The organism is Fodinicurvata halophila, assembly GCF_042651425.1.
Classification (GTDB): Bacteria; Pseudomonadota; Alphaproteobacteria; order Kiloniellales; family DSM-21159; genus Fodinicurvata; species Fodinicurvata halophila.
Genome location: NZ_JBHSCW010000011.1, coordinates 34,391 through 60,083, shown reverse-complemented (window position 1 = coordinate 60,083; position 25,693 = coordinate 34,391). Strand labels below are relative to the sequence as shown.

The window sequence follows — 25,693 nt, the reverse complement described above, 5'->3', positions numbered from 1 at the left end:
AACTTTATTCAGATCAGTGTGTTGTGAACAGGAGGACTGGTTCAAGCCATGCCAAAACCCATACGCAAAGCCGTTTTTCCCGTCGGCGGGCTGGGAACCCGTTTTCTGCCGGCCACCAAGGCCATGCCCAAGGAAATGCTGCCCGTCGTGGACAAGCCCTTGATCCAGTATGCGCTGGAGGAGGCCCGCGCCGCGGGAATCGAGGAATTCATCTTCGTGACAGGACGTGGCAAGGCCGCCATCGAGGATCACTTCGATCATTCCTACGAACTTGAGGAAACGCTGCGCGAACGTGGCAAGCAGTCGAGCCTGGAGATGATCCAGGACACGGTCATGAAACCGGGCCAGGTGGCCTATATCCGCCAGCAGCAGCCAATGGGGCTGGGCCATGCCGTCTGGTGTGCGCGCGCGCTGCTGGGCGACGAACCCTTCGCTGTCCTGCTGGCCGACGATCTGGTGCAGGCACCGCGATCCTGCCTGGCGCAGATGATCGAGGTTTACAACGAAGTCGGGGGAAACGTGGTGGCTGTCATGGACGTGCCGGAACAGCATACCGATCGCTATGGCATCCTGGATGTGGTCAACGACGACGGCCGGATTGCCGAAGCCCGAGGGCTGGTCGAGAAGCCGAAGCCGGCTGAGGCTCCCTCGACCCTGTCGATCATCGGCCGCTATATCCTGCAGCCGCAGGTGATCGGCGAACTGTCGCGCCAGGACAAGGGCGCCGGAGGCGAGATCCAGTTGACCGATGCCATGGCACGGACCATCAGCGAGGTGCCCTTCCATGGCCTGCGCTTCGAGGGCACGCGTTTCGACTGCGGCAGCAAGGAGGGCTTCCTCGAAGCCAATATTGCCTTTGCCCTGGCGCGCGAGGACCTGGGTGACGCCATGGGGGAGATTCTCGAGCGTTACAGCCCTGCGATGAAGGAAACGGCATGAGCAGCGAAGCGCCGACAGAGACGTCCGGACACACGTTCCATCCCAGCCTGCTGCGCGAGTACGATATCCGCGGCTTGGTCGGAGACACGCTCTTCACGGAGGATGCACGAGCACTTGGCCGTGCCGTGGGGACGAAGATCCGGCGCAATGGCGGGCAGCGCGTTGTGGTCGGCTATGATGGGCGGCTCTCGTCGCCCGAACTGGAGGCCGCCCTGGTCGCCGGGATCCTGTCCAGCGGCGCCCATGTGGACAGGATCGGTCTCGGCCCCACACCGATGCTCTACTATGCGGTCCATGCCCTGGATGCGGATGGCGGGGTCATGGTGACCGGCTCGCACAATCCCCCGGATTACAACGGCTTCAAGCTGGTCATCGGCAAGCAGGCCGTGTTCGGTGAGGATATTCAGGAACTCGGCCGGATGGCGGCACGTGGCGATTTCCTGCAGGGTCATGGCGAAATGGAGGACCACGAACTGCTGGAGGCCTATGTTTCGCGCCTGCTGCGCGACTACAAGGGATCGCAGCAGGTCAAGGTGGCCTGGGATGCCGGCAACGGTGCGGCCGGTGTCGCCATGGAGCGGCTCTGCGAGCAGTTGCCCGGCGAACACATCCTGCTCAACCAGCGCATCGACGGGACCTTCCCGGCCCATCATCCCGACCCGACAGTGGCCGAAAATCTGGAGGAATTGCGTCGGGTGGTCCTGGATGAGGGCTGTGATCTGGGCATCGCATTCGATGGCGATGGCGACCGCATCGGCGCCGTCGATTCCAGGGGGCGTATCCTCTGGGGCGACCAGCTGATGCTGCTGCTGGCCCGCGATGTACTGAAGGCACAGCCGGGGGCGACGATCATCGCCGATGTGAAGGCCAGCCAGATCCTGTTCGACGGCATCGCCGAGATGGGCGGCCAGCCGCTCATGTGGAAAACGGGGCATTCGTTGATCAAGTCCAAGATGCAGGAGACCGGATCGCCTTTTGCCGGAGAGATGAGCGCTCACCTGTTCTTCGCCGATCATTTCTACGGTCATGACGATGCACTCTATGCCGCCGTACGCCTGCTCTCGGCCCTCGAGACCTGGGGAGACAGCCTGGCGGCCTTCCGCGAGTCCCTGCCGCCGGTGGTCAATACGCCGGAACTGCGGTTCCCCTGCCCCGAGGACCGCAAGCAGGCGGTGATCCGCGAGGTCCGCGAGCGCCTGGAACGCGAGGGAGCTGCCGAGGTCAATGCCATCGACGGTGTCCGGGTGACGGAAGAGGGCGGTTGGTGGCTGCTGCGCGCCTCCAACACCCAGGATGTCCTGGTGGCGCGGTGCGAGGCGCGGGACGAAAGCGCTCTGGCCCGGCTCAGGGAGCGTCTGGCCGAGCAGGTGCGCCTGAGCGGACTGGAGTTGTCAGAACACTAGAGTTTCAAATCCACATAAAAACTGCGCTTAATGATTCCTTAAAAACCTGCTTTTTAGACTTTCCGCCGACACTCTCAACTCAATGCGAGGAAAATCATGAGTGAGCGGGAAGGAAACGAGACAGGGACAATGGTCGACCAGGTCGCGTCCATCGCGGGCGGCCTGGGACTCGAGTTGACCGATGTGGCCGGGCATGTGGAGAGCATTGCCCGGGACGTTGAGGAGCAGGCCTCGGCCCTGAACGAGTTGTCGAGCCAGGCCGACCGCGTTTCGGAGCGCAATCACCGGATCCTCGAGATGGCGGCTTCGGCGCGCGAAACCGCTTCCGGCGCCTGCCAGGAAGTGGCGGGATCGCGCGAGACCATGGACAGCGGCCTGGAGAAGATCCGCAACCTGGTTCAGTCCGTCAACGACATTGAAAGCCAGCTGTCCGGATTGCAGGAGGCCTTGGACAAGGTCTCTCGGGTAGCGGCAGGCATCGATGCCATCGCCAAGCAGACGAATCTTCTGGCGCTCAATGCGACCATCGAGGCCGCCCGGGCCGGCGAAGCCGGCAAGGGCTTCGCCGTCGTGGCCGGGGAGGTCAAGGAGCTGGCGGGACAGACCAGCAAGGCGACCGCGGAAATCGACGAAACCCTGAACCAACTGACCAGCCAGGCCCGGCAACTGATGTCCATGGGCTCCGAGAGTACACAGCAGGCCGAGGCCGTACGCGAGGGAACCGAATCCCTGGATGGCCTGCTGAGCAATCTGCAGCAGGCCATGGAAGCGGTCGACGGACGGGCTGGTGACATCGCCAAGGATGCCGGAGATATTGATGAAGGTTCACGACAGCTTGCGGAAACGCTGAACGGCATGACAGGCGGCATCAGCCGCTCCGGAGAAACCCTGAACGAGAGCCGGGATCGTATCAACAAGCTGATCGCCACAGGCGAGGACCTGCTGGGCCTGGTGGCGGACAGCGAGGACAACACGCTGGATCGCCCTTTCATCCAGTTGGCCCGCGAAACAGCAGAACGCTGCAGTACGGCCCTGGACGAAGCCGTCGGCGAGGGGGCAATCACCCGGGACAGGCTGTTCAGCCGGGACTACCAGTTGATTCCGGGCAGCAATCCCGAGCAGTACATGGCGCCCTTCACGGAACTGGCTGACCGCCTCTTCCCCGAATTCCAGGAAGCCGTTCTCGACAAGGATGAACGCATCGTCTTCTGCGCCTGTATCGATACACAGGGATATATACCGACGCACAACAGGAAGTTCTCGAAGCCGCAGGGTGACGATCCGGTCTGGAACAATGCCAACTGCCGCAATCGCCGCCTGTTCAATGACCGCGTCGGACTTGCAGCCGGACAGAACACGAAACCGTTCCTTTTGCAGACCTATCGCCGTGACATGGGGGGCGGGCAGTTCGTCCTGATGAAGGATGTCTCGGTGCCCGTCCATGTTGGTGGAGAGCACTGGGGAGCTGTGCGCCTGGCCTATCGTCCCGAAGGTTGACGCCCTGGACCAGCAGGAATGGAAAAAGGCTGCCGGAGTTTATCCGGCAGCCTTTTTCCGTAATCCGTCTGTGTCGCGTGTCTGGCCGTGCACTCAGCTTCCCGAAGGATTGACCACCAGGCAATCCATGCCTTCGGATGACAGGGTTTTGCAGGCTGTCCTGGCCTGCGTCTCCTCGAGGCCGATCAGGCGAGCGCGATAGAGGGCCCCCTTGACGCCGCGGGTGCTGCTGACAGCCACATGCTCGAGGGACAGTCCCTGGACCTGTTCGGCGGCCTTGCCGGCGATGTGCTGGGCCGACTGGGAATCGCTGAACGCTCCGACCTGAATGGCCCAGATGCCGGAGGTGGCGGCGTCCCCCTCGGCATAGGTGGCGTCGCTCGTGGCGGCCTCGGCGCTTGCAATCAGGGAAAGCCCGGAGTCCTTCTCAGTGCCTTGAGTGGCAGCGGAGCCCGCGGCCGAGGCCAGTTGCATCGGTTTCGGAGCGGCCGGTCCCTCGGGAGCCACGCTGCGGGCCACACGAAGCTGTCTTGCTTCCTCGAAGCCGCGGTCCAGCAGGGTCACCATGTGAGCGTTGCGGGACTGGGAGCTGCGGCCGCCGAAGACCACGGCGATGATGCGACGGCCATTGCGCACGGCCGAAGCCGCGAGGTTGAACCCGGAGGCATTGATATAGCCCGTCTTGATCCCGTCCAGGCCCTTGTAGCGGTCCAACAGCTTGTTCGTGCTGTTGATGGTCTGGCCACGGTAGGTGTATTCCGTAGTGGAGAAATACTCGTAGTAGTGGGGAAAGTGATCCAGCAGCGCCTTGGCGAGGTGCGCCATGTCGCGCGCCGTCGTTACCTGGCCGCTGTTCGGCAGGCCGGAGGCATTGCGGAACGTCGTATGCCGGAGGCCCAGCTGCCGTGCCTTGCGGGTCATGAGCTGGGCGAATTCCGATTCCGTGCCGGCGATGCTCTCCGCAACCACCACCGCCACATCGTTGGCCGAACGCGTGACGAGAACGCCGATGGCGTCCTTCACGCGGATGGTTTCCCCCGTGCGCAGGCCCAGCTTGGACGGTGGCATGCTGGCAGCGCGCGGGGAGACATGCAGCGGCTGATCCAGCGTCATGCTGCCGTTCTCCAGCCGCTCGAACACCATGTAGAGCGTCATCATCTTGGTCAGCGAGGCAGGGTAGCGCTGGGCGTCCGCACTGGACGCGTGGAGAACCTGTCCCGTCTGGTAATCCATGACGATGGAGGCATATTTCGGATTGGCCTGGGCGGCCGCTGCCAGCAGAAAAACGGCGGCAAAAACGCACAGAAACTTTGCAGCAAGGCGTGGAAATGATGCGGGAATCATTAAGACGGCCCCCAAAGAATAGATGATAGTCCCCTGAATCACAGCGATTCTATGCGATCGATTCGATCCTGTCCAGAATTTCGCGATGACCGGGCCCGAGAGGCTCAGTATTGCGCTGGAATGGTTTATAAAGGATTTACGAGCTGTCCTCGCCGACCAAGGCCAAGCGGGCTTTGCTCTGGTCAGCCAGGAGGCCTTCCACCCAGGGGCCGTGCGGCATGCGGGCGGCCAGGGCTGTGATTTCCCGGTTCCACCACTGCCGCTGCTCGCTCAGTTGGTCATAGTCGTACTGGGCATGTCGCCAGCACGCCTCCTCGCCGCTGTAGGTCAGCATGTCTACGGGGTAACCGACATCGGCGGAACTGTAACGGGTGGAATCGAACGAGAGGTAAGCCAGCTTCAGAGCATTCGCCAGCGTGGTTTCGTAGGTCAGCGCCCGGTCGAGGATCGGCTTGCCGTAGGCGATCGAGCCTATGGAGAGATAGGGGGTCCGGTTGTCCACCTCGATCCAGTTGCCCTCGGGGTAGACGAGATAGAGGGTTGGTATCCGGTCCCCGGGCAAGCAACCGCCAACGATGCTGTGCAGGTTGAAGTTCAGATCCGAGCGTTCGAGAAAGCTCCGGTCCTCGGCCTCGACCTCCCTCAGGCATTTGCCGTAGGCGATGACGGCATCCAGCATGCTGGCGAATCCCTGCGGGGCCTGCTGCTGCTGATAGCGGTCGAAGTAGGAGAGCTGCTTCTCGCGCAACGAACGCAGCCCGGAGGTCATGACCACGATGCTATGGTCTTGCGGGCCATGCAGCGTCGCCTTGCGCGCGTTGGTGACAAGGTTGCCGCTGGTGACCCGTCCGTCGGCCAGACAGACGAGACCTTCCGCAACGCGAATTCCGAGGCAATAGGTCATTGTTTGCTGCTGAGCTTCCTGCGAAAGATGCGACTCCGAAGCCCCTTCTCCTTACGCTCAGAAAGGTGGCAGCTTTCGAAACAGGCGGCAAGCTCTCATACGGGCCAATTGGCGGAGGAAATGGCGGTGGGCGCTCCGGGAAGGGCCGAGGAGCCAAGGGAGCGCGAGCTCGCCTTCCAAATATGCTGCACTGCACAAAAAATTCTTGACTTGGTCAGAGCAGTCCTTATCTTACGGGTATGCTGCATCGCAGCAAAGACATGCGTGGATCATCCGACGGGGCGCGTACAGCCCCTGGAGAATAAAGATGAACCCGCCAACCATCAGGAGTAGTAAGATATGACCACGAAGAAAACCGCCTCGGCGCAGGAAGCGTTGAAGCCTGTTGAGGCCGCCGTCAATTCCGGTAAGGAAACTGTCGAAGCGGTTCTCAAGGTCAGCGCCGACGCTGCCACGAAGCAGTACGAGCAGGCCTTCTCCATGACCAAGGAGCAGGTCGAGAAGTCCTCCAACATGGCGTTCAAGAGCTATGACGAGTTCTCGGATCTCGGCAAGGAGAACCTGAACGCCGTCGTGACCTCCGGGTCCACTTTTGCCAAGGGCTTCGAGGCCATCAGCAAGGAAATGATGAGCTTCACCCAGAGCAACATGGAAGCCGGCCTGGCCATGACGAAGAAGATGCTGGGCGCCAAGAATCTGCAGGAAGTTACTGACCTGCAGGGTGAATACAGCCGCGGCCAGTTCGACAAGTTCCTGGCGGAGACCGCCAAGCTGAGCGAGATGTCCATGCAGACGGCCAACGAGACCGTTGCTCCGCTGCAGACTCGCGCCCAGGCGACCATCGAAAAGGTCATGAAGCCGGCGGCCTGATGCTTTCGGCAGCATGACAGATGAACAACGGGGCCCGGCAGCGATGCCGGGCCCCGTTTCGTTTGCAGCCGCTCTCTGTCTTTGCCAAACTCTGTGCATGACAGCCTTGAGGGAACACCCTCTTGACGCCGCATTCTTCTTTCCAAGTTAATCAGTAGGGAACGATTTTTGTGTTATGCTCATCAGATCCGGAGGCAGTCAGTTACCTCGCATGTATCAGGAAGCGGTAATGAGTACGGACGACGGACAGGACGACGATGATGGCGCCTCTACCGGCGTTGTCGTCAAGCCCAAGGCGAAGACCAAAAAGCCGTCACTTTACAAGGTTCTCATGCTGAACGACGACTATACGCCCATGGAGTTTGTCGTTCATGTGCTGGAACAGTTTTTCTCGAAAGGTCGGGAAGAAGCCACACAGATCATGCTCCAGGTGCACCGCCGTGGCGTCGGCGTGTGCGGCGTCTTTACATATGAAGTCGCGGAAACCAAGGTAACCCAGGTGGTCGATTACGCGCGCAAGCACCAGCATCCCCTGCAGTGCACGCTGGAAAAGGAGTAGGCCTCTCATGCTCTCGCCCAATCTCGAAAAAACACTGCACCGCGCCCTGGCCCTGGCCAGTGAACGCCGGCATGAATACGCGACGCTGGAGCATCTGCTGCTCGCGCTGAGCGAGGACGGGGATGCGCTGTCCGTGATGCGCGCCTGCGGGGTCGACGTAAATCGCCTGCGCAGTGATATCAGCGATTATATCGATAATGAGCTGGCTAATCTGATCAACCTGCAGACGGAAGAGAGCAAGCCGACCGCCGGTTTCCAGCGCGTCCTCCAGCGTGCCGCCATCCATGTGCAATCCTCGGGGCGTGCCGAGGTGACCGGGGCCAACGTCCTGGTGGCCATGTTCTCGGAGCGCGAGAGCCACGCGGTCTACTTCCTGCAGGAACAGGACATGAGCCGGTTGGACGCGGTGAACTACATCAGTCACGGCATCGCCAAGGTGTCCGGCAAGGAGGAATCCAAGACCGTTCACGGCACGGACAGCGAGGCCCAGTCCGAGAAGGCGTCTCAGAAGGGTCGCGAAGCCCTGGATGCCTATTGCGTCGACCTGAACCAGAAGGCCCAGAATGGCCGCATCGATCCCCTGATCGGACGCGAAGCCGAGATCGAGCGCACCATCCAGGTGCTCTGCCGCCGCACCAAGAACAACCCGCTCTATGTCGGGGACCCGGGTGTCGGCAAGACGGCGATCGCCGAGGGACTGGCCAAGCGGATCGTCGACAGCCAGGTGCCCGAGGCCCTGAAGACGGCCACGATCTTTGCCCTCGACATGGGCTCGCTGCTGGCCGGAACGCGCTATCGCGGCGACTTCGAGGAGCGGCTGAAGGCGGTTATGAACGAGCTGGAACAGCAGGATCATGCCGTGCTCTTCATCGACGAGATCCATACCGTGATCGGTGCCGGTGCGACCTCCGGCGGGGCCATGGATGCCTCGAACCTGCTGAAGCCTGCCCTGCAGAACGGTACGCTGCGCTGCATCGGGTCCACGACCTACAAGGAATACCGCAGCTATTTCGAGAAGGACCGCGCCCTCGTGCGTCGTTTCCAGAAGATCGACGTCTATGAGCCCACGGTCGACGATGCGGTGAAGATCCTGCAGGGCCTCAAGCCCTATTACGAGAAGCACCACAGCGTGCGCTACACGCAGGATTCCCTGCGCAGTGCGGTGGAGCTCTCGCATCGCTACATCCATGACCGCAAGCTGCCGGACAAGGCCATCGACGTGATCGACGAAGCCGGTGCGGCACAGACCCTTCTGCCGGACTCTCGCCGGCGCAAGACCGTTGCGGTCAAGGACATCGAGGCGGTGGTCTCCAAGATCGCGCGGATTCCCCCGAAGGCCGTCACCAAGGACGACCGGGAGGCTCTGCGTACGCTGGAGCGCGACCTCAAGACGATGGTTTTCGGGCAGGACAAGGCCATCGACGCCCTGTCCGCCGCAATCAAGCTGTCCCGGGCCGGCCTGCGCGAGCCGGAGAAGCCTATCGGCAGCTATCTCTTTGCCGGGCCCACCGGTGTCGGCAAGACCGAGGTGGCGCGCCAGTTGTCCCGGACACTGGGGATCGAACTGACCCGCTTCGACATGTCCGAGTACATGGAGCGTCATACCATCAGCCGCCTGATCGGGGCCCCGCCGGGCTATGTCGGTTTCGACCAGGGCGGCCTCTTGACCGATGCCGTGGACCAGAACCCGCATTGTGTCCTGCTGCTGGACGAGATCGAGAAGGCGCATCCCGATCTCTTCAATATCCTGCTGCAGGTCATGGACTACGGGAAGCTGACGGACCACAACGGGAAGACCATCGACTTCCGCAACGTCATCCTGATCATGACGACCAATGCCGGAGCCGCGGAAATGGAGAGGCCGACCATCGGATTCATCTCCAGCAGCCGGGAGAGTGAGGACGTGGAGGCGATCAACCGTCTCTTCACGCCGGAGTTCCGCAATCGGCTGGATGCGGTGATCTCCTTCGCCGGGCTGTCGTCCGAGATTGTGGCCCAGGTGGTGGACAAGTTCGTCATCCAGCTGGAGGCCCAGCTGGCCGACCGCGGGGTCACCATCGAGGTGAGCGACGAAGCCCGGAAATGGCTGGCCAAGAAGGGCTATGAGCCGTCCTACGGGGCACGGCCTCTGGGTCGGATCATCCAGGAGAACATCAAGACGCCGCTGGCGGAGGAGCTTCTCTTCGGCAAGCTTGCCAAGGGCGGTTACGTCCGCGTCGAGGTCAAGGACGACCGCCTGAGTTTCTCGTTCGAGGAGCCGCCGAAGGGCAACGGCAAGAAATCCTCGGGCTCGAACGGCGGCAAGGGCAAGACTCCTGCCCTGGTGGAATAACCGATTGGACAAGCTGTACGTGGAAAGGCCCGGAGCGATGCTCCGGGCCTTTTTCTATGCGCTGTCGTTGCTTGGGGTCCTGCCGGTCAGGGCTCGTTCCTCGATCAGGCTGTAGACCGCCCGCAAGGCCATGGCTTCGCCGCCGGTGGGCCGGCCCGGACGGTCGCTCTGGTTCCATGCATAGATGTCGAAGTGCACCCAGGGAGTCTTCGGCGGGACGAAATACTCCAGGAAGAGCGCCGCCGTGATGGAGCCGGCGAAGGGGCCTTCGGAAATGTTGCTGAGGTCCGCGATCTTGCTTTTCAGTTTCTGCTTGTAGGGCTGGTGCAAGGGCAGGCGCCAGATGCTGTCCCGTTGCGTCTCCGCGTGACGGAGAAGGGCGGTGGCCAGGGCGTCGTCATTGCAGAACATGGCCGGCAGATCCGGGCCCAGCGCAACCCGGGCGGCCCCCGTCAGCGTCGCGAAGTCGAACAGCAGGTCGACCGTCTCGTTGCCCGCTTCACTGAGGGCATCGGCCAGCACCAGCCGGCCTTCCGCATCCGTGTTGCCGACTTCCACCGTCAGCCCCTTGCGTGTCTGCAGCACGTCCATCGGCCGGAAGGCGTCGCCGGAGACGGAGTTCTCCACGGCGGGAATCAGGACTCTCAAGCGCAGCGGCAGCTCCGCCTCCATGATGATGGAGGCCAGTCCCAGGACATGGGCCGCACCGCCCATGTCCTTCTTCATGATCTTCATGCCGTCGGCCGGCTTGAGATCAAGCCCCCCGGTGTCGAAACAGACCCCCTTGCCGACGAGAACCACAAGCGGTGCGCTCTCGTCACCGCCCGACCAGCGCAGATCGATCAGGCGTGGTGCGCGTGTCGAGGCACGGCCGACGGCATGGATGGCGGGATAGTTCTCCTCCAGAAGGGAATCGGCCGAGGTCACTTGGCAGGATGCGCCGTGCGTCCCCGCCAGGCTGCGGGCGGCCTGTTCCAGTTCAGCCGGCCCCATGTCATTGGCCGGCGTGTTGATCAGGTCCCGGGTCAGCCCGATGCCGCCAACCAGTCGCTGCACGGTGACAGGATCGCAGTTCAACGGCCAGACCAGGGACGCGGACAGCCGATCCACCTTGCGGTACTGGCTGTAGGTGTAGCTGCCCAATGCCCATCCCAGTGCGGCTGCGTTCGCGCTTGCACTGCCAAGGGCCGGCTGAATCTCATAGGTCCCCGGCGGCAGGCTATAGGGCAGGCTGCCGTAGGACCAGATATCGTCGAAGTCATCGACGCCGACCAGCATCTCCCCCAGATATCCCTTGCCGTCAGGCAATGCACAGAAATTGCCGGACTTCGCGCTGAAACCGTTGGCGGCAACCCACGACCTGACATGATCCTCCTGTGTGGCAAGCCACCTTTCCAGGCTGTCCGCATCGAGAATGCGCAGGGGTGTGGCGTTGCCGGGGGACTCGACAAGTGAGGCAAGCATGTGATTTGTCATGATTCTCGGTTCACCTGGACTGGGTGGAAGAAGCAGTTGCAGAAGATCTCGGGCGGCGGCAGGCTGTAGGCTGGATGCTCGCCGCCGAGCGTTTGGGAGTTCCTATGGATAGCACACTGGTTATCGGAAACAAAAACTACTCTTCCTGGTCGTTGCGTGCCTGGCTGCCGTTGCGGCAGGTGGGGATCGATTTCGAGGAAAAGGTCATTCCCCTGCGCACTGCGGAAACGGCCGAGGCAATCCGCGCCTGGTCGCCCAGCGGCAAGGTGCCGGTACTGATCCATGAGGGCCGGACCGTCTGGGACAGCCTGGCCATCGGGGAGTATCTAACCGAACGTTTTCCCGAAGCCGGCCTGTTGCCGGCGGACACTCGCGCCCGGGCCAGGGCGCGCTGCGTGATTGCGGAGATGCACGCGGGCTTTGCAGCGCTCAGGAAGGAATGCCCCATGGACATGCGCGCGCACCGTCCGGCTTCGCTTTCCCCGGAAACTCAGGCCGATGTCGAGCGCATCAGCCAGCTCTGGGAAGATTGCCTGAGTGAGGCCGCGGGCACGGACGGTTTCCTCTTCGGATCCCCCGGCCTCGCCGATGCCTTCTATGCCCCTGTGGTCAGCCGCTTTGCCACCTATGGCATCTCGCCCGGCCCGCAGGGCAAGGCCTACATGCAACGGGTCCAGGAGTGGCCACTGTATCAGGAATGGCTGAACGTCGCCCGGGAGGAGACCTGGGATTTCAGCCTGACGGCCTGAACCTCAGGCCGCGTGGGCCGGCGGCTGCTGGCCGTTTCGCCGCGAGGCGTCCGCGTGTCCACGCTTGACGGTCCGCTCGATCTCCTCGGGACTGCTGAAATACTGGCCGTCGAAGCGATCATAGCGGGGATCGAGCGCAACGAAGCGAAAGCCGTCGTTCTCGCGAACCGCAAGCCCGACCCCACGATCCTGGTTCTCTATCAGAAGTGCGCCTGTGTTTCCGAATACCTGCATGATGCCTGTCCTCGCTGGATGGTGCCGTCGATCCCGGATCGGGACGCGGCGCTGTTCAATTGCCGTCCAGACTACAGCAGGCTTGATGATGTTATGATGTCATCCGCATGATAATGCAGGGAAGGCCGCGTCCAGCACGGAGCCTGTCAACGGAACTTCAGGGTGCGCAGGAAGAACTCCGAGGTGCGTTCCAGGCTGTCATCGAAAGTGGAACCCTGCAGGGTGTGTGCCTGACCGTCATAGATCTGGAGCTCATAGTTGGCGCCCACCGTTTTCAGGACCTCGGCGGTTTCCCGGGCCCGCCCCACAGGCACGATGGGATCGCGCGCGCCATGCAGCAGCAGGGTGGGAGGCATGGACTCGATGCGTGAGCGGTCGATGCTCCGGGACAGGCCTCCGCCGACGGCGACGACGGCCTTGATGCGCTGGTCATCCACGGCCCGGCTGAGCGCCTGGAAGGCGCCGAGGGAGAAACCGTAGATACCGATGCGTTCGCCGTCGACCTCGGGCAGCCGGGCAATGTACTCGAGAGCCTTGCCGACGATACGATCGCGTTGCTCGAAATAAGCGGGGCTTGCCTTGTTGCCGACGTTCAGACCATCGAAGTAGTGAATGATGAACGCGGCGATGCCTTCCTGCACCAGTTCTTCGACGATCGGATAGAAAAGCGTTCCCCCGCCGAAACCGCTGGCGCCGTGCAGGACCGCGACAGCCGGAACCGTGTTCCGGGAACTGGCCACCTCGGGCAGGGCCATGTCGATGCGCACGTTGCGCCCCTCGACAGTGAAGCTGCCCATGCCATTGACGATCTGGGAGGGACTGCCGGCGTGAGCCTGGGGGACGGGAAGTAGCAGGAAGAGGGTAAGAACGAGACAGACCAGGGCAGGAATGAGGTGTGTTCTGTGCTCCCGCATCGCTTCGCCAATGCCTCCCGATGATTGCTCCTGTGGCTCTATAACACCAAAACCCGCACCGGTCCCAACCTAAAACGGCTTAAGCACTGTCAAATTTCGGTCAAGCTGTGTTTGCTCTTCACCGTTGCAGCCCCTCGTCGGCATGCACAGGCGCCCAGAGGACCTCTTCGATTCTGCCGGCACCGGTGGCCAGCATGACCAGGCGATCGACCCCCAGGGCAATGCCCGCAGCCTCCGGCATGCCGTAGTCCAGGGCGGCGAGAAAATCCTCGTCGATGGGGTAGCGCTCTCCGTAGATACGTTCCTTTTCCGCGCAATCGGCTTCGAAGCGACGGCGCTGTTCCGCTGCATCCGTGAGCTCTCCGAAGGCGTTGGCCAGCTCCACGCCGGCAACGTAGAGCTCGAAGCGTTCTGCAAGTCTCGGGTCGGACGGCTTCGGGCGCGAGAGGGCGGCCTGGCTGACAGGATAGTCGTACAGGATTGTTGGGGCTGCATGCCCAAGATGGGGCTCGACCTTCTCCAGCAGGATACGCGTGAAGACCGCCTGCCAGTCGTCGTCCTCGGCGGTGCGGATGCCCTGCTGGCGTGCCGCGCTTGCAAGCAACGCGGCATTCGGGGCCAGGGGATCGGGGGCGGTGGCCAGCAGGTCGATGCCGGCATAGCGATGAAAGGCCTCGGGCACCGACAGGTAATCCCAGGGCTGGAAGACATCGACCTGACGGCCATCGTGTTCCATGGTTGTCCGCCCGAGTGCAGACGCCACGGCACGCAAAAGCTCTTCGCAATCATGCATCAGGCGCTCGTAAGTGTCGTGCGCCCTGTACCATTCCAGCAGTGTGAACTCCGGGTGATGCAACTCGGAGCGTTCGGCATTGCGGAACACCCGGGCCAAAGCGAAGAGACGCGGTTCTCCTGCGACCAGGAGTTTCTTGCAGGCGAATTCCGGAGACGTATGCAGATAGAGCGTGGCCTGCTGACCCGCGGGCGTGCGCAGGCTGGTTTCGAAGGCTTGCAGGTGCGGCTCCAGGCCGGGGGAAACCTGCAGGGCCGGTGTTTCCACTTCCAGAAAATCCCGCTCCGAGAAGAAGCGGCGCAGTGTGCTCAGGACCGCGGCACGCTTGACCAGGCGGGGGCGCCGCTGGGCGTAGATATCCGGATGCCACCAGTTGGCAGGAGGTGCAGGCATGCTGTACGGCCATTCCGTGCGGCTTGGCGTTGAGGGAACACCGGCAAGCTGTTAGCTTCCGGCATCTTTCTCAACAGGGATATTCGATCGTGAAAGTGAATGCCAGTGCACTGCGGCAGGGCAATGTCGTCGAATACAACGACAAGCTCTTCGTCGTTCTCAAGGCCGACAACATCAAGCCGGGCAAGGGAACGCCCGTCACGCAGCTGGAAATGCGCCGCCTGAGCGATGGGGTGAAGGTTTCGGAACGCTTCCGCACCACGGAGCAGGTGGAGCGTGCTTTCATCGAGGAAGGCGATTACCAGTATCTCTATGAGGATGCCGAAGGCTATGCTTTCATGGAGGTCAATACCTTCGACCAGGTCATCGTGCCGAAATCGGTGATCGGGGACAGGGATGTCTATCTGCAGGAAGGACTGGTGGTGAAGGTCTTCCAGCACGAGGGCGTTCCCGTCAGTATCGAACTGCCCCAGCGGGTGACTCTGGAAGTGACGGACACCGAACCGGTGGTCAAGGGCCAGACGGCCGCCTCCTCCAACAAGCCCGCCTCGCTCAGCAACGGCCTGCGGATCATGGTGCCCTCGCACATCACCGCGGGCACGCGGGTCGTCGTCAATACGGCGGACAACACCTATCAGGAACGCGCCAAGGACTGACGTCCCCTGGTTGGTATCTTCGGGGATGAAGGACAAGTCGCCTGCTGGCTGGCAGGCGATCTGTCTTCGGTGGCTTTGAAGAAGCCCTGTTGTTACCAGCCTCGCCGTCACCGATGAGTAGCTGAGAAAGGAAGACACAGGCCTTCAGACGGAAACGGCTATGCCTCGATAAAGGCAAGAAGGTCAGTGTTGATTACATTGGCATGCGTGGTGCACATGCCGTGGGGGAAGGTCTCATAGATCTTGAGGGTCCCGTTTTTCAGAAGCTTTGCGGACAGCAGCGCAGAGTCGGCGATCGGAACGATTTGATCATCATCACCGTGCATGACGAGCGTCGGGACGTCGATTACCTTGAGATCCTCGGTGAAGTCCGTTTCCGAGAAGGCCTTGATGCCCTCGTAATGGGCCTTGACACTGCCCATCATGCCCTGCCGCCACCAATTCTCGATCACGCCCTGTGACACTTTCGCTTGTGGCCGATTGAAGCCGTAGAATGGGCCGCTGGCGACATCGAGATAGAACTGGGCACGGTTGGCCGCGAGTTGACGCCGGAAGTCGTCGAAGACTTCGAGCGGCAAGCCACCCGGGTTGGCGGGAGTCTTCACCATGATGGGCGGCCCCGCACCGATGAGCACGAGCTTGGCCGCACGGCCCTTTCCATGGCGGGCTACATAGTGTGCTGCCTCTCCGCCCCCCGTGGAATGGCCGACATGAATGGCATTGCGCAGATCGAGGTGTTCGACAAGGGCAGCAACGTCGTCGGCATAATGGTCCATGTCGTGGCCGTTGCTGGCCTGACTCGAGTGACCATGACTACGGCGATCATGAGCGACGACGCGATAGCCCTTCTCCACGAAGAAAAGCATCTGCGAATCCCAGTCGTCACTGGAAAGCGGCCAGCCATGGTAAAAGACGATCGGCTGGCCGGAACCCCAATCCTGGGTGCCATCCTTTGCGGTAACCACACTCATCGCTTGGGTTCTTGTGTCGGAGAGAGAAGACGGGATGGGACTTTTGGTCGATTTTGCGAAAGCCAAGGCCGGCAAGGCCCCGGAAATGGTGGCCAGCAAACTTCCCAACAAGACATTTCGGCGAGATGCGCCAGCGGCTAAAAGAAAGTTCTTATCTATCGCTTTGATCTTTCATTGGCTCAGGACCGTGACTGGCCGACAGCAATCCCCTGCCAGTTCGGCAGGGGAGCTGGGGTGTGCCTTTCCAGACGCCCGGTTCATTCGGTCGTCGAGTGGTTCGAATTGTCTAAGTCGTGGCCGAACATGAGAGGATTGGCGGTGTCGTTCCGGCTGTGCAGAGCGACATTCTCGCCGCCATGCCGCTTACTGAGGTAAACTGTCTCTTCGTTGGATCTGTGCGTGGAACTCGCGCCGATATCAGCGGCTGTCTGAAGGTTGTTATAAACGGTTCGATGGGCTGTTATCCTGTTCTCCTGGATGTCCCCGGTCAGGTCGGGACCGGATTCGCGCGAGTTTTCGGCGCTTTGTGCATAAGAATCGCGTATCAGTACCTCCGTAGATAAACCGGTGAACATGAGTCCGGATAACAACAAGGTGAATAAAGCTGGGGCAGTATATCTCTGAGTATAGGATTTCATCGTATATCTCCTTGAAAAATGTATATTTGAAAAATCCCTCTTAATGACTGGAGGGCAGGGAAAAAGCGCATCTTAACGTTCGCTAGTCTGGTTTCTGTCCTGTTCGGGGATAGAGAAAGCGGATCAGTATTCTCCGCGTGTCGAAACCAGAAACACCAGACAGGGACTCCTGTCATTCGGGGACTCATCCAACGGGAGTTCCCGCCGCAGGCCTGTCTTCGGATCCCAGAGTTCGGGTGCGGCCCTGTGAACTGCAATAGGATACCCCGAATGCTCGCAAACCTGCCCACTAGGGTAGGCTTGCAACTCCACTCGGGTGGGTTTGGGGGAGCAACTACCTCGGAATACACGCCCGTCAGGAGGGCTGGCCGGGCGTTTGCCGGTCCTTCGCGAATGACGTGTGCACGCGAAAATGACGTGCCTGTCGGATCGGAGGTTTAAGCGATTTCATTACTGAACCCTTCGTGGCTTGCTCAAGCTTTTGGAAAAAGCCCCCTGCTTCCCCAGGGGGCAGGGTTGGGAAGCAGGGGGAGAGGTCCTCAGTCCGTATCTTCAGGGGCTTCGTATTCGGGCATGGTCTCGATGTCCTCTTCCGTCAGGGAGCTGGCGAGCTGGCCATTCTCACCGGCGGAAAGTTCGGACAGGGGGATGGCGATCTGCTTGGCTCCGATGCCGAGGATGCCGCCGGCTTCTGCCAGGACAGCCACTGCCTCTCCACTCTGATCGGCGAGCAGGTCCTCGACTCTGGCCACTTCATCGCCTTCGCTGTTGACGATCGCGGCGCCGACGACCTCTTCGGGGTCCATGCCGTTGCTCAGCATCACGCCTTCATATTCGCCTTTGAGAGGGCGCAGGTTCGACATGTTCACCGTGGGCTCCTCCGCGGTGTCACTTTCCATGGTTTCTTCCACGGTCTCCGCGGCATCCTCGGCCGCATCGTCAGTCGCTTCGGCCGCGTTCTCGACATCTTCCTCGGCCGCTTCTGCCGCACCGGTCTCGCCGTCGTTGACGTTTGTGCCTTCCTCTACGGAAGGCGCAGCATCGTTGTCCGAGGTTTTGCCGGCCTCGGCATTCACGCCGGACCCGGCGTCAGGCGACGTCTCTGTCGTTTCGGCCGGCTGGCCGCTGTCCTTCTCCGAGGGCGTGGAGGATTGGGCCAGGGCCAGGCTGGTCGATGACAACAGCAGGGCGAAGGCCGAGATCAGGGTTATAAGTCTTGGTTTCATGACGGCACCTCTTCGTAAACCGTTGTTTCGGTTTCTCAGAGGTTGGGAAGCGCCGATACCCTGGCAACGTGCCTACCAACAATGTCGCAGCAATGCCTTCGGATGCCTACACAAGAGGGGGTTGTTCGCGTTCCGGCAGAGGGCGTACGCCCCTGAATGTCACAGACGACAGCTGATGCGTACGCGGACAAGAGGGTTTTCACAGCCGTGATCCTGATTAGCTGTAAAGGATGGGTTTCAAAAGCCGACCCATGCCGGAGGTGACACAATGGCACGGAACGACAACTTTCAGAGCCATGATGAGCATGCAGAGCGTACCCCGGAGCAAGCCCGCCAGGGCAAGGAACTGGGAGTCATGCGCTACGTGCTTTTCGTTTCGGCAGCACTGGCGGTGGTCCTTCTGGGAGGCCTCTTCCTGGGCTTCGCCTGAGGTGGGGCGGCGGATTACCCTTGTGCTGCAGCAGGCATGACCTGACAGGTCAGATCGCCGATCCTCTCGATTGTGCCATGCAGCCTGTTCCCGGGGAGAACAGGGCCGACGCCGGCCGGAGTACCTGTGTAGACAAGATCTCCGGGCAGAAGCGTGAAATAGCGGCTGAGATAGGACAGCAGCTCATCCACCGCCCAGGTCATCTGCGAGAGGTCACCGACCTGGCGTTCCTCGTCATCTACGGATAGCGCGATCCGCCCCTCTGTGGGATGTCCGATCTCCGCGGCCGGATAAAGGCGAGAGCAGGGCGCCGCGTGATCGAAGGCCTTGCCGACCTCCCAGGGCCGCCCCTTCTGCTTGGCTTCACCCTGGAGATCGCGGCGAGTCATGTCGAGGCCCACGCCATAGCCGAAGATATGTTCGCGTGCCTTGGGACGAGGGATATTGCGACCTTCCTTGTGCAGGGCAACCACCAGCTCGACTTCATGATGCACATTCTGGGTTTCCGAGGGATAGGGAAAGTTCCGTCCTTCAGGCAGCAAGCTGTCGGCCGGTTTCATGAAGAAGAAGGGAAGCTCGCGACTGTCCTCGCCCATTTCGCGGACGTGTTCGGAGTAGTTGCGTCCGACACAGAAGATGCGCCGTACCGGAAAGGTTGCGTCGTGTCCGGCAATGGGAAGGGAGGGCGGAGCCCAGGCGGCAGGGATATCGGTCATCATCATGCCTTCTGTTGGGAGGATGAGTCGGATTTGCTGCAGAAAAAGTGGTTTCCTGTCAACTTTACCCGAGGCCGAAGTGCTTCTATAGCTGTGGCGCCGATGCTCCCCGCGTGGAGCGGGAGCATAAAACGCAAAGGAAGGTTCGCTCTTGATGTTCAGGCTGAAATTCGGGCTGCTGCCAATCGTTCTCGGCGGGGCCTTTCTGGTGTTCGGGTCGATTTCCCAGGCCACTGCCCAGGAGGTTACCTTACGTATTCACCATTTCCTGCCGGCTTCCTCCACAGTGCAGGTGGAGCTGCTGGAGCCCTGGGCCGAGCGCGTCGAGACCCAGTCCGAGGGCCGGATCGCCATCGAGATCTACCCGACCATGCAGTTGGGCGGGCGTGCCCCGCAACTGTTCGACCAGGTTCGCGACGGCGTGGTGGAGATGGTCTGGACACTGCCCGGCTATACGCCGGGGCGTTTTCCGAAGCTCGAGGTTTTCGAGCTGCCCTTCGTGCCCGGCAGTGCCAGGGCCACCAGCGCAGCTGCCCAGAAGTATTACGAAACCCACGCCCGGGATGAACTGTCTTCTGTGCGTCCCATCCTGGTGCACGCGCATGCGCCAGGCACTCTGCACATGAAGGACACGCGCATCCGCAAGCTGGAGGATCTCCAGGGCGTGAAAGTGCGCGCGCCCACACGAATCCTCAACGATACGCTGGACATACTTGGGGCGTCGCCCGTGGGCATGCCGGTGCCGCAGGTCCCCGAGGCCATCTCCAAGGGGGTTATCCAAGGTGCGGCCCTGCCCTATGAGGTAACGCGGTCCCTGCGCATGCACGAACTGACCGATAGCCACACCGAGTTTCACGGAGAGCGCGGTCTCTATACCGCGGTCTTCCTGTTCCTCATGAACAAGCAGACATATGAGTCTCTGCCGGCGGACCTGCAGCAGGTCATCGACGATAACAGCGGACTCGAGCTGGCCCTCGAGATTGGCGCCACTTGGGACGAGGCCGAGGAGCCGGGGCGCCAGGCTGCCCGCGAGGAGGGGGATGCCTTCGACATCATAGAGGGGGAGGAACTGCAGCGCTGGAGGGAAGCCAGCCAACCCGTGATCGAGGAGTGGGTCGCCGAGCGGGACGCGGCCGGAGATGATGGAGAGGCGCTGCTTTCGGCGGCCCGGGAGCTGATCGAACACTACAGCGAGGAGTGAACGAAGCATGTACGGCAGCCGCATTTCCGATGGGTCTGTGCTCTGGCGGATTGCGGAGAGAGTGCTGCATGCAGTCTGCCTCGGCTTCGCCATCTTCGGTGGCGCCTTGCTGTGTCTTGTGGCCTTGCTGACCGTGGTCAGCATTCTGGGGCGCGCGGTCTTTGGTGCCGGGCTCGGAGGCGACTATGAACTGGTCGAAATGGGCTGCGCCACGGCCATTTTCACCTTTCTACCCTATTGTCAGTACGTGCGTGCGCATGCCCGGGTGGATTTCTTTACCCAGCGGCTGGGATCACGGCTTAAGGGGATTCTGGATGGCCTGGCCGATCTGCTGTTCGCTCTTATTGCTGCCTTGATCGCCTGGCGGTTGGCTGAGGGGGGACTGGATCTCTGGCGCTATGGCGAGTCGACCATGGTGCTGCGCCTGCCGGTGTGGTGGGGCTTCGTTCCGGCCGTGCTGTCGTTTGCATTGCTGGCCTTGCTCTGTGCCTATGGCGTGCTGCGTCGCTTCCGTGTCCCAAACGGGCAGGCGAGCGGGGGATGACGGCTTTTACCCTGGGACTCGGCAGTTTCCTGCTGCTCCTGGTCCTGCTTGTGCTGCGCATTCCCATCGGCGTCGCCATGCTGGCTGTCGGCGGCGGGGGGTACATGGTGATGAACGGCGAAACCGCCTTTCTGAACTACATGAAGACCACGCCCTACTATCTCTTCTCGAACTACTCCTTCTCCGTCATTCCGCTCTTCCTGCTGATGGGGCAGTTCGCCACGCGTGCGGGACTGTCGGAAGCTCTGTTTCGCGCGGCCTATGCCTTTCTCGGCCACAGGCGCGGGGGGCTGGCCATCGCCGGAATCGGCGGATGCGCAGGATTCGGGGCGATCTGCGGGTCCTCGACCGCCACGGCCTCGACGATGGGGCAGGTCGTGCTGCCGGAGATGCGGCGCTACGGCTATTCCGGTGCTCTGTCCACCGGCACGCTGGCGGCCGGAGGAACCCTGGGGATCCTGATACCACCCTCGGTGATCCTGGTGATCTATGCGATCCTGACGGAACAAAACGTCGCCAGCATGTTCCTTGCGGCCTTCATACCGGCCCTGCTGGCGGTGGTCGGATTCATGCTTGCAGTGTCCGTCTATGTCCGTCTTTTCCCGGCCGAAGGTCCCTCGGTCGCACCCATGCCGTGGCGCGAGCGCTGGCGGGTCCTGCTGTCCATCTGGCCGGCCCTGCTGATCTTCGTCGCCGTGATCGGGGGCATCTATGGGGGGGTCTTCACGCCGACCGAAGCAGCGGCGGTGGGCGCCGCCGCCACCGGCCTGCTGGCCCTGCTGAAAGGCGGCCTGGCCAACGGAGGCTGGCGCGGCGTCCTGCTGGGCACAGCGCAGACGACGGCCATGATCTTCCTGATCCTGCTGGGTGCCGAGGTCTATTCCGCCTTTCTCGCGCTGACCCGAATGCCCATGGAGGCCGCTTCCTGGATCACCGCCGCGGAACTTTCCCCCTATCTGGTGATCATCGTCATCCTGCTGTTCTACCTGCTGCTGGGCTGCGTCATGGACAGCCTGTCCATGATCCTGCTGACCATTCCCATCCTGTTTCCCATCGTCAGCGGACTCGACTTCGGACTGGGACCCGAAGAAACCGCCATCTGGTTCGGGGTGCTGGCGGTGATCGTGGTGGAACTTGGCTTGATTACACCGCCGGTCGGTCTCAATGTCTTCGTGATAAATGCCATGGCCAGAGACGTGCCGATGCTGGAGACCTTTCGTGGTGTCCTGCCCTTCCTGATCGCGGAAGTGCTGCGGGTGGGCCTTCTGGTCGCGTTCCCGGGTATCGTTCTGTTTGCCCTGAGGTTTGCATGAGTTCCTCCGGTAACCTTTTCGAATCCACAGCCGACAGACCGTTGGCGGATCGCCTGCGACCCGTGCGCCTGGAGGAGGTGGTGGGGCAGCAGCACCTGCTGGCTGCGGATGCCCCGATCGGCCGGATGGTACAGCAGGGACGCCTGGCCTCTATGATTCTCTGGGGGCCGCCCGGATGCGGGAAGACCACGATTGCCCGGCTGATCGCGGATGCCAGTGATCTGGCCTTCGAACCGCTCTCGGCCGTGTTCTCCGGCGTGGCTGACCTGCGCAAGGTCTTCGACCGGGCGAAGGAGCGGCGGGGTGCCGGCCAGGGAACCCTGTTGTTCATAGACGAGGTGCATCGTTTCAACCGCGCCCAGCAGGACGGGTTTCTGCCCTACGTGGAGGACGGCACGGTCATCCTGATCGGCGCTACGACGGAAAACCCCTCCTTCGAGCTGAACCCGGCACTGCTGTCGCGTTGCCAGGTCTATGTGCTGAACCGCCTGGGGGAACCCGCCCTGAGCGAACTGATGACAAGAGCGGAGAAAGAGGCCGGCCGCTCCCTGCCGCTGGACGACGAGGCGCGCAGTGCGCTGCTGGCCATGGCCGACGGAGATGGCCGCTATCTCCTGAACCTGGCCGAGCGCCTATTCGCGGAGCCGGAAGACAGCCAGCTGTCGACTGCAGACCTGGTGGCTGTCGTGCAGAAGCGTGCACCGCTCTATGACAAGGGACAGGAAAGCCATTTCAATCTGATCAGTGCACTGCACAAGTCGCTGCGTGGCTCCGACACGGATGCCGCGCTCTACTGGTTTTCCCGCATGCTCGATGGCGGCGAGGACCCGGAGTACATCGCTCGTCGCCTGGCGCGCTTTGCCTCCGAGGACATCGGCCTGGCCGATCCCCAGGCGCTGCCCCAGGCTCTGGCGGCCTGGGATGCCTATAACCGGCTGGGCAGTCCGGAGGGAGAACTGGCCCTGGTCCAGGCGGTGATCTACCTGGGTACCGCGCCCAAGTCCAATGCCGCTTATTCGGCCTCGAAGGCGGCCATGCGCGCGGCCCGTGAAACGGGCTCGCTGGCGCCGCCGAAGCATATCCTGAATGCACCCACGAAGCTGATGAAGGAGCTGGGCTACGGAAAGGACTATGCCTACGACCACCACACGGCGGAGGGCTTTTCCGGCCAGGATTACTTTCCGGACGAGATGGAGCGTCAGGCGTTCTACAATCCCGTGGAACGCGGCTTTGAGCGCGAAATTTCCAAGCGGCTGGAGTACTGGGCCCGGCTGCGGGCAAAAAAGAGTTCATGAAGAACGCTCTAATTCAGCCTTGCGCCGCCTGCGATTCCGTCATGCAAAGCTGTTCCTTGCGTTGCCGGACTGGGTGCGTAAGGTCCTCCCGTCACGTCGAAACAGTTTTGCCAGAAGGCCGGTACGGGATCTGAATGACCAAGACCATGACCGAGCAAAATGTTCCAGACCGCTCCGCGGTCGCCCTTCTGACCATCGATTTACAGCGCGATTTCGTTTGTCAGGGCTCTCCCGTCCAGGCGTCGGGAGTCAGTGGTTGCCTGCCGCAGGTCCGCAGGATCGTCCAGGCGTTCCGCGATTATGAAAAGCCGATATTCCATGCCGTTCGGCTCTATCGTCCCGATGGCTCCAACGTTGATCTCTGTCGACGGTCCGCCGTCATGGAGGGGTTGCGCGTCCTGATGCCCGGCACCAAGGGCGCGGAACTTCTGGACGAGATCAAGCCCAATGCCGATGTCCGCCTGGCCAGCGAGGATCTTCTGGCCGGTGAGTTTCAGGAGATTGGCAACAGGGAATGGGTCTACTACAAGCCGCGCTGGGGTGCCTTCTATGGGACGGAGCTCGAGACACGCTTGCGGGATCTTGGCATTGGGACACTGGTGGTCACCGGCTGCAATTTCCCGACCGGCGGGCGGGCCACGATCTATGAAGGCTGTGCCCGCGATTTCTGTGTGATCGCCGGCAACGATGCCATCTGTGATGCCAGTCGCGAGGGGCTGGACGAGCTGGGCCGCCTGGGCGCTTATCAGAAAACCACGGAGGCCGTCCTGGAGTGGCTGTCGGGCAAGCGGCAGAACAGCGCTGCCTAGCCGCGGCTCTTCCCGCGACGGCTTTTCGGTACCTGCTCCTTCTGGTAAGGGCAGTCTCCGTACTGTCGGGAAAGAGGGCTGAAGGATGTATTCGCTGTTTGCCGTGGCGGCCGGAGGCGCTCTAGGTGCCGTAGCCCGACACCTTCTCGCGGGCCAGATCATGCGCCTGACAGGACATGGTTTCCCGTACGGAACCCTGTCGGTGAACGTCCTGGGTGGCCTGCTGATGGGATTGCTGATCGGCCTTTTCGCCTTGCACTGGAACCCGGGGCAGGAACTGCGCCTGTTTCTGACAGTGGGTCTGCTGGGTGGTTTCACCACCTTTTCCACCTTTTCCATGGAGACGATATTGCTTTTGGAGCGCGGCGCGTGGCCTTCAGCCGGGCTCTATGTCCTGGTGTCAGTGAGTCTGGCGATAGCCGGCTTTGCCATGGGCCAGGCCCTTGTGCGTCTGTTGTCAGGGTGAGTGCCGTGGTCGAGAACAGAAGCGTCGCACGGGAAGATGGGCAGCAACGGCTGGACCGCTGGTTCAAGCGGCATTATCCGGGCCTGTCTCACGGACGGCTGGAGAAGCTGTTGCGCAAGGGACAGATCCGCGTGGATGGTCGGCGTGCGAAGGCTTCCACTCGGCTGGAGCCGGGGCAGATCGTGCGCGTGCCGCCGCTGGGAGAAGACAGTCGCAGCGGCAAGCCCCCCGCCCCGACACCGACGCTGTCGGAAGCGGAAGCGGCAGAGTTGAAGGCCCGTATCCTCTATCAGGATGACTGGCTGATGGCGATCGACAAGCCTGCCGGACTGGCCGTCCAGGGGGGCAGCAGGCAGCACCGTCACCTGGATGCCTTCCTGGACCTGCTCCAGTTCGAGAAGAAGGAACGCCCGCGCCTGGTCCACCGGCTGGATCGAGACACGGCCGGCGTCCTGTTGCTGGCCCGAACGGCCGAGGCGGCGCGCCGCCTGACAGCCATCTTCAAGGGGGACGAGGCCCTGAAACTCTACTGGGCTCTGGTGGCCGGGCAGCCGGACCCGGCGGCCGGCGAAATCGACCTGCCGCTCGGGAAATACCGCAGCAGAGGGACGGAAAAGGTGGGCCCGGACGTGGAGGAGGCGCGCACGGCCATCTCGCGCTATGCCCTGATCCAGAAAACCGGGAAGCAGGTCACCTGGCTGGCCCTGCGGCCGCTGACCGGTCGGACGCATCAGCTGCGGGTCCATTGCAATGCCATTGGCCATCCGATCCTGGGCGATGGCAAGTATGGCGGCCGCCAGGCCTTTCCGGAGAAACCCTGGAAACCGGAGCGTCTCATGCTGCTGGCACGAGAGATCACCTTGCCCCATCCCGAGGATGGCACCACTTTACGGATCACTGCGCCGCTTCCCGAACACTTCGAGGCCGCCTTCCGGACTCTCGGTTTCGACAGTGATACGGGCTATGCCCTCAAGGCGGCCGGGACGCTTGGACTGTAGGCCCTCATTCGTGAGTTGAACAG

Annotated in this window: 26 protein-coding genes; 16 read left to right on the top strand and 10 right to left on the bottom strand. The window is 62.0% G+C overall.

The window, feature by feature from the left end; translation table 11 throughout:
- Positions 1–48: 48 nt before the first annotated feature.
- The 3 genes from galU to ACFOW6_RS16425 all read left to right on the top strand — a co-directional run bounded on the left by galU (position 49) and on the right by ACFOW6_RS16425 (position 3,839).
- On the top strand, positions 49–939 hold the full coding sequence (galU, locus tag ACFOW6_RS16435; protein ID WP_382423515.1) for a UTP--glucose-1-phosphate uridylyltransferase GalU: 891 nt from the start codon (positions 49–51) through the stop codon (positions 937–939).
- Positions 936–2,342 (top strand): phosphoglucomutase/phosphomannomutase PgmG, encoded by a 1,407-nt coding sequence (gene pgmG, locus ACFOW6_RS16430; protein WP_382423514.1) that lies wholly within the window; start codon positions 936–938, stop codon positions 2,340–2,342. Before galU ends, pgmG begins: the two co-directional genes overlap by 4 nt.
- A gap of 96 nt (positions 2,343–2,438) precedes the next feature.
- Positions 2,439–3,839, top strand: coding sequence for a methyl-accepting chemotaxis protein (locus ACFOW6_RS16425; RefSeq protein ID WP_382423513.1), 1,401 nt, complete (start codon positions 2,439–2,441; stop codon positions 3,837–3,839).
- Between the two features lie 93 nt (positions 3,840–3,932).
- Here the strand turns inward: ACFOW6_RS16425 and ACFOW6_RS16420 are convergent, their stop codons facing one another.
- On the bottom strand, positions 3,933–5,183 hold the full coding sequence (locus ACFOW6_RS16420; RefSeq protein WP_382423512.1) for a serine hydrolase: 1,251 nt from the start codon (positions 5,181–5,183) through the stop codon (positions 3,933–3,935).
- 136 nt (positions 5,184–5,319) lie between these two features.
- The gene (locus tag ACFOW6_RS16415; RefSeq protein ID WP_382423511.1) at positions 5,320–6,087 is read right to left on the bottom strand and encodes a peptidase; all 768 of its coding nucleotides are present in this window, start codon (positions 6,085–6,087) and stop codon (positions 5,320–5,322) included.
- Positions 6,088–6,426: 339 nt separating this feature from the next.
- On the opposite strand from ACFOW6_RS16415, the gene ACFOW6_RS16410 reads away from it, so the two are divergent.
- The 3 genes from ACFOW6_RS16410 to clpA all read left to right on the top strand — a co-directional run bounded on the left by ACFOW6_RS16410 (position 6,427) and on the right by clpA (position 9,848).
- Complete coding sequence (locus ACFOW6_RS16410; protein WP_382423510.1) at positions 6,427–6,957, top strand: phasin family protein; 531 nt, start codon at positions 6,427–6,429, stop codon at positions 6,955–6,957.
- A 229-nt stretch (positions 6,958–7,186) separates the two neighbouring features.
- Positions 7,187–7,516, top strand: coding sequence for an ATP-dependent Clp protease adapter ClpS (gene clpS, locus ACFOW6_RS16405; protein WP_382423509.1), 330 nt, complete (start codon positions 7,187–7,189; stop codon positions 7,514–7,516).
- Positions 7,517–7,523: 7 nt separating this feature from the next.
- A complete protein-coding gene (gene clpA / locus ACFOW6_RS16400) occupies positions 7,524–9,848 on the top strand; it encodes an ATP-dependent Clp protease ATP-binding subunit ClpA (RefSeq protein WP_382423508.1) in 2,325 nt (774 codons plus the stop codon).
- 54 nt (positions 9,849–9,902) lie between these two features.
- On the opposite strand, the gene ACFOW6_RS16395 is transcribed toward clpA, so the two are convergent.
- Complete coding sequence (locus ACFOW6_RS16395) at positions 9,903–11,324, bottom strand: leucyl aminopeptidase family protein (RefSeq protein ID WP_382423507.1); 1,422 nt, start codon at positions 11,322–11,324, stop codon at positions 9,903–9,905.
- A gap of 104 nt (positions 11,325–11,428) precedes the next feature.
- Between ACFOW6_RS16395 and ACFOW6_RS16390 the strand changes: the two genes are divergently transcribed.
- The gene (locus ACFOW6_RS16390; protein ID WP_382423506.1) at positions 11,429–12,073 is read left to right on the top strand and encodes a glutathione S-transferase family protein; all 645 of its coding nucleotides are present in this window, start codon (positions 11,429–11,431) and stop codon (positions 12,071–12,073) included.
- 3 nt (positions 12,074–12,076) lie between these two features.
- Here the strand turns inward: ACFOW6_RS16390 and ACFOW6_RS16385 are convergent, their stop codons facing one another.
- From ACFOW6_RS16385 to epmA, 3 genes are all read right to left on the bottom strand, one after another.
- A complete protein-coding gene (locus ACFOW6_RS16385; protein WP_382423505.1) occupies positions 12,077–12,307 on the bottom strand; it encodes a hypothetical protein in 231 nt (76 codons plus the stop codon).
- Between the two features lie 146 nt (positions 12,308–12,453).
- Positions 12,454–13,221 (bottom strand): dienelactone hydrolase family protein, encoded by a 768-nt coding sequence (locus ACFOW6_RS16380; protein ID WP_382423504.1) that lies wholly within the window; start codon positions 13,219–13,221, stop codon positions 12,454–12,456.
- 118 nt (positions 13,222–13,339) lie between these two features.
- Positions 13,340–14,407 carry an EF-P lysine aminoacylase EpmA gene (gene epmA, locus ACFOW6_RS16375; RefSeq protein ID WP_382423503.1) on the bottom strand — a complete coding sequence of 356 codons (1,068 nt, stop codon included), beginning with the start codon at positions 14,405–14,407 and terminating at the stop codon, positions 13,340–13,342.
- An 89-nt stretch (positions 14,408–14,496) separates the two neighbouring features.
- Here epmA and efp point away from each other — a divergent pair, with 89 nt between their 5' ends.
- Positions 14,497–15,063: an elongation factor P gene (efp, locus tag ACFOW6_RS16370; RefSeq protein ID WP_382423502.1), complete on the top strand. Its 567-nt coding sequence runs from the start codon at positions 14,497–14,499 to the stop codon at positions 15,061–15,063.
- Between the two features lie 158 nt (positions 15,064–15,221).
- On the opposite strand, the gene ACFOW6_RS16365 is transcribed toward efp, so the two are convergent.
- The 3 genes from ACFOW6_RS16365 to ACFOW6_RS16355 form a co-directional block, all read right to left on the bottom strand.
- Positions 15,222–16,034: an alpha/beta fold hydrolase gene (locus tag ACFOW6_RS16365; protein ID WP_382423501.1), complete on the bottom strand. Its 813-nt coding sequence runs from the start codon at positions 16,032–16,034 to the stop codon at positions 15,222–15,224.
- Between the two features lie 257 nt (positions 16,035–16,291).
- Positions 16,292–16,672 (bottom strand): hypothetical protein, encoded by a 381-nt coding sequence (locus ACFOW6_RS16360; RefSeq protein WP_382423500.1) that lies wholly within the window; start codon positions 16,670–16,672, stop codon positions 16,292–16,294.
- 539 nt (positions 16,673–17,211) lie between these two features.
- Positions 17,212–17,898: a PRC-barrel domain-containing protein gene (locus tag ACFOW6_RS16355; protein ID WP_382423499.1), complete on the bottom strand. Its 687-nt coding sequence runs from the start codon at positions 17,896–17,898 to the stop codon at positions 17,212–17,214.
- A 268-nt stretch (positions 17,899–18,166) separates the two neighbouring features.
- Between ACFOW6_RS16355 and ACFOW6_RS16350 the strand changes: the two genes are divergently transcribed.
- Positions 18,167–18,328, top strand: a complete 162-nt coding sequence (locus ACFOW6_RS16350; protein WP_382423498.1) for a hypothetical protein — start codon at positions 18,167–18,169, stop codon at positions 18,326–18,328.
- Between the two features lie 14 nt (positions 18,329–18,342).
- Here ACFOW6_RS16350 and ACFOW6_RS16345 read toward each other — a convergent pair whose 3' ends face one another.
- Entirely contained in the window at positions 18,343–19,050 is a 708-nt protein-coding gene (locus ACFOW6_RS16345; protein ID WP_449267370.1) for a fumarylacetoacetate hydrolase family protein, read from the bottom strand.
- A 148-nt stretch (positions 19,051–19,198) separates the two neighbouring features.
- Here ACFOW6_RS16345 and ACFOW6_RS16340 point away from each other — a divergent pair, with 148 nt between their 5' ends.
- The 7 genes from ACFOW6_RS16340 (at position 19,199) to ACFOW6_RS16310 (ending at position 25,670) form a co-directional block, all read left to right on the top strand.
- Positions 19,199–20,245 (top strand): TRAP transporter substrate-binding protein, encoded by a 1,047-nt coding sequence (locus ACFOW6_RS16340; protein WP_382423497.1) that lies wholly within the window; start codon positions 19,199–19,201, stop codon positions 20,243–20,245.
- A 7-nt stretch (positions 20,246–20,252) separates the two neighbouring features.
- The gene (locus ACFOW6_RS16335; RefSeq protein ID WP_382423496.1) at positions 20,253–20,789 is read left to right on the top strand and encodes a TRAP transporter small permease; all 537 of its coding nucleotides are present in this window, start codon (positions 20,253–20,255) and stop codon (positions 20,787–20,789) included.
- Entirely contained in the window at positions 20,786–22,102 is a 1,317-nt protein-coding gene (locus ACFOW6_RS16330; RefSeq protein WP_382423495.1) for a TRAP transporter large permease, read from the top strand. The genes ACFOW6_RS16335 and ACFOW6_RS16330 overlap by 4 nt, the downstream gene beginning before the upstream one ends.
- Complete coding sequence (locus ACFOW6_RS16325; protein WP_382423494.1) at positions 22,099–23,397, top strand: replication-associated recombination protein A; 1,299 nt, start codon at positions 22,099–22,101, stop codon at positions 23,395–23,397. Before ACFOW6_RS16330 ends, ACFOW6_RS16325 begins: the two co-directional genes overlap by 4 nt.
- A gap of 146 nt (positions 23,398–23,543) precedes the next feature.
- On the top strand, positions 23,544–24,206 hold the full coding sequence (locus tag ACFOW6_RS16320) for an isochorismatase family cysteine hydrolase (RefSeq protein WP_382423493.1): 663 nt from the start codon (positions 23,544–23,546) through the stop codon (positions 24,204–24,206).
- Between the two features lie 85 nt (positions 24,207–24,291).
- On the top strand, positions 24,292–24,672 hold the full coding sequence (crcB, locus tag ACFOW6_RS16315; protein WP_382423492.1) for a fluoride efflux transporter CrcB: 381 nt from the start codon (positions 24,292–24,294) through the stop codon (positions 24,670–24,672).
- A 5-nt stretch (positions 24,673–24,677) separates the two neighbouring features.
- A complete protein-coding gene (locus ACFOW6_RS16310) occupies positions 24,678–25,670 on the top strand; it encodes an RluA family pseudouridine synthase (RefSeq protein WP_382423491.1) in 993 nt (330 codons plus the stop codon).
- The last annotated feature ends 23 nt before the right edge of the window (positions 25,671–25,693 follow it).